This is a genomic window from Vibrio sp. 10N.222.48.A3, from assembly GCF_041475345.1.
GTDB classification, from domain to species: Bacteria; Pseudomonadota; Gammaproteobacteria; order Enterobacterales; family Vibrionaceae; genus Vibrio; species Vibrio tasmaniensis_A.
In genome coordinates, this window is record NZ_JBFRVX010000741.1 from 1 (window position 1) to 3,319 (window position 3,319).

The 3,319-nt window shown below is 43.6% G+C and carries 3 protein-coding genes and 1 pseudogene; 3 read left to right on the forward strand and 1 reads right to left on the reverse strand.

Translation table 11 applies throughout. The features are described from left to right. Positions 1–72: 72 nt before the first annotated feature. Positions 73–768, reverse strand: a complete 696-nt coding sequence (locus tag AB4653_RS19235; protein ID WP_017099715.1) for an NAD-dependent epimerase/dehydratase family protein — start codon at positions 766–768, stop codon at positions 73–75. A gap of 665 nt (positions 769–1,433) precedes the next feature. On the opposite strand from AB4653_RS19235, the gene AB4653_RS19240 reads away from it, so the two are divergent. The 3 genes and pseudogenes from AB4653_RS19240 to AB4653_RS19250 all read left to right on the forward strand — a co-directional run. Beyond that, the gene (locus AB4653_RS19240; protein ID WP_102258535.1) at positions 1,434–2,045 is read left to right on the forward strand and encodes a flavin reductase family protein; all 612 of its coding nucleotides are present in this window, start codon (positions 1,434–1,436) and stop codon (positions 2,043–2,045) included. A gap of 72 nt (positions 2,046–2,117) precedes the next feature. Next, positions 2,118–3,146 (forward strand): nicotinate-nucleotide--dimethylbenzimidazole phosphoribosyltransferase, encoded by a 1,029-nt coding sequence (cobT, locus tag AB4653_RS19245; protein WP_009846936.1) that lies wholly within the window; start codon positions 2,118–2,120, stop codon positions 3,144–3,146. Beyond that, a pseudogene (locus AB4653_RS19250) lies at positions 3,146–3,319 on the forward strand (adenosylcobinamide-GDP ribazoletransferase); the annotation flags it as partial. The gene cobT and the pseudogene AB4653_RS19250, both read left to right, overlap by 1 nt.

The following is a 3,319-nucleotide window of genomic DNA, read 5'->3' on the forward strand; positions in this document are numbered from 1 at the left end:
ATTAGAACGATTAGTAATATCCACCCAATGGGTTGGATGGATATTCAACATTGTGGTGAATAGATAGACGTTTTAATGATATTTCGCTAATAAATTAAGCATGTCAGTCGAGGTGTAGATTTCGATACTTTGGAAATTATTTTCGAACAATCGGAATAATATTGCTTTCGCTACATCTTCCGATTGGATAGGGCGTAGGTTTTTGAATTTTCCAAACATTAACGGAGATATTAAAGGGAAGACTCTTTGTAGGAGCTTTTCATCAGTTCTGGGTTCGGCACGTTCACCCACCAGCGGGCCTGGACGAGCGATGAAGAGCTGCTTGAAGCCAATACGTTTTAGGTTTTGCTCCATTTGTCCCTTACAGCGCAGATAGTGTGAATAGGAGTCTGGCGAAGCGCCATAGCTAGAAACGACTGCGACACGTTGAACTCCAAGGAATTTCATCGACTGTGCCACTTGGCTAACCAGTTCTACATCGATCTTTCGCAGCGCTTCTTTTGAACCTGCTTTTTTCTTGGTTGTGCCTAAGCAGATAATGCCTAAGTTGGGCGTCGCTTTGGTGTCGTCCCAACTCGTTACTTGTAGATCGTTGTGGATGAGTGTATCGAGTTTGTTGGAGTGAAATTCTTCACCTAATGCTCTTCGTGACAAAGCATAGATGTGTTCTACAGCGGGCTCGTTAATGAGCAGTCTCAGGACATGATGACCAATTAGCCCTGTCGCACCAGCTATAACAACCGATGTTTTATCTCCATTAATACTCATTCTATTCCTTACTCGCTCTACAAGTGCTTGTTTAATATAAACAGTGTTTGAATTTTAAGCGAACAAAAGTTTCATGAATGAGCGTTAGGAAGATGGGGTTTGATGATGGGCTTTTATACGGAAGGTATGTGCTTAGCTAGGTAAACCTCAATTAAGGTGTTAAAGATAACAAAGCCCGCTGGGCGACGGGCTTGTTATTTACTTTACTACTTTGTTGTCATATTGCTTCGATATCTACTAGGTAAAGGAGAGTGGGATTTTCCTTACCTTTTTGTTGGTTTTCTTACTCGATTTATTTGGTTTTCTTTTACTTGAGTTTGGAATCATTCCACCTCCTAAATCATTGTTTGGTTTTGTCTTTCAATCGATTGTTTTCCTTTAAAGCAACTGCGATGTGGGTATTCACAGTATGGGCACTCATCAATGGAGAGATTAACAAGTACTTTAGATAAAGCATAAACGATGCCAAAATGTAAGTTATTGATAAATCTGTTATCAATATTGTAGGTGTTTCGGGCTCGTCAATTTGACTGTCAATTTGAGAAAATACCGGTGTGATCTGTTTAAATTAAGAACACTCTCTACCGTTTCTGTTGATTAGGCATAGATACAGCATTGCTTAACACGTAAACTGAGTCGTAATTCACATAGACCAAGGACGTGCTATGAACCTCAAACTTGATACTCTTGCTCCCACTCAGATTTACCACCTGATGACACAAACCGTTGTGCCTCGCCCGATAGCATGGGCATTGACGGAATCTTCCGACCAAGAGTACAACCTAGCACCTTTCTCCTATTTCACGCCTGTTTCCAGCAATCCGCCGCTACTGATGTTATCAGTTGGGAAAAAGCCGTCGGGCGAAATCAAAGATACCACCCGTAACGCCTTAGAAACGGGTAAGCTAGTGATTCACATTGCTTCTTCAAGTTCTGCCGAAACAATGACAGCAACAGCAGCTACACTCGAACATGGTGACTCTGAAGTTACCGCAAATAATATTGAGCTAGTTGAATTTGAAGGGTTTTCTTTACCGAGAGTGAAAGAGTGTGCGGTCGCTTTTGGCTGCACTTTGTACGAAGTAAAAGAAGTGGGAGAGGTGCCTCAAAGCCTTATCTTTGCTCAAGTTGAAACCGTGTACATTTCCGAAGATGTGATTGATAAAGATAGTGAACGTCTTAAGATTGACGCGTTGGCATTGGACCCTTTATCTCGACTTGGTGGCGGTGAATACGCGACGCTTTCCAATGTGTTCTCTGTTGCACGCCCTAAATAGTGTAACGATTTAGCTTAAGCAGAATCGCAGCCCTAGAAATCCATTACCTTAAATTTAAGTGTTCCTAAACTTATGTTAGATACCCAATACTCGCAGTACATCCAACACCGAATTGACCAAAAAACCAAGCCACTCGGTGCGCTTGGCTTACTAGAAAAAGTCGCACATCAACTGGCATTGATTCAGAGCCAAGGCAAAGAAACTGCGGTTGAGCACATCGAATTGAATAAGCCACGTATCATCATTTTTGCTGGCGACCATGGCATAGCAGATGAAGGTGTGAGTATTGCTCCAAGTGCCGTCACGCAACAGATGGTGTTGAACTTCTTAAGCGGTGGCGCAGCGATTAATTGCTTTTGTGCGGTAAACAACGTCGAAATTACAGTCGTGGACACTGGGATTTTGTTGCCTGTTGAATCTGACAGCGACATGTTGATTTCTCAGCGCTTAGGTACGCGAACCAATAACTTTGCCAATGAAGCGGCAATGAGTTTAGAAACTGTTGAACGTGGGATTGAACTGGGAACTGAGCTTGTATCTAGAACCATTTCGAATGGCACGAATATCATCATGTTTGGTGAAATGGGCATCGGCAATACCAGCAGCGCGTCTGCCATCTTAAGTGCGCTAGCAAACCGAACTGCAGATGAGTGTGTTGGTTTAGGCACTGGTATCAACAATGAACAGCTTGCACGTAAAGTGGCGGTGGTTAAGCAAGGTGTTGCTCGTTGCATAAATCCTGACGCAAAAGAGGTGTTAAGCCAAGTCGGCGGTTATGAAATAGTTCAAATGGTGGGGGGCTTCCTTGGCGCTTACGAAAACAGAACCCCTGTGTTGGTCGATGGTTTTATCGTGTCGGTTGCGGCGTATGTCGCGACTCTAATTGAACCGAGTTGCCGTGATTACATGATCTTTGCTCATCGCTCTGAAGAGTCGGGGCACAAGATTCTATTAGAGCTGCTAGACGCTGAGCCACTGCTCGATCTTGGATTGAGATTGGGCGAGGGCACAGGTGCTGCGCTAGCTATGCCAATAATTCGTGCGGCGGCAGAGTTCTATAACAACATGGCGAGTTTTGCGAGTGCTGGAGTCACGGTTTAATGAGTGATGCACCAAAAAGATCGTTGAAAGATAGCATCACATACCAATGGGAACTTTTTTCGTTGGCGATGGGTTTCTTTTCTCGTTTGCCGATGCCGAAGAATACGCCTTATTCAGAAGAGCGAATGAACCGTTCGGGTCGTTATTTCTCACTGGTTGGTTTGTTACTTGGT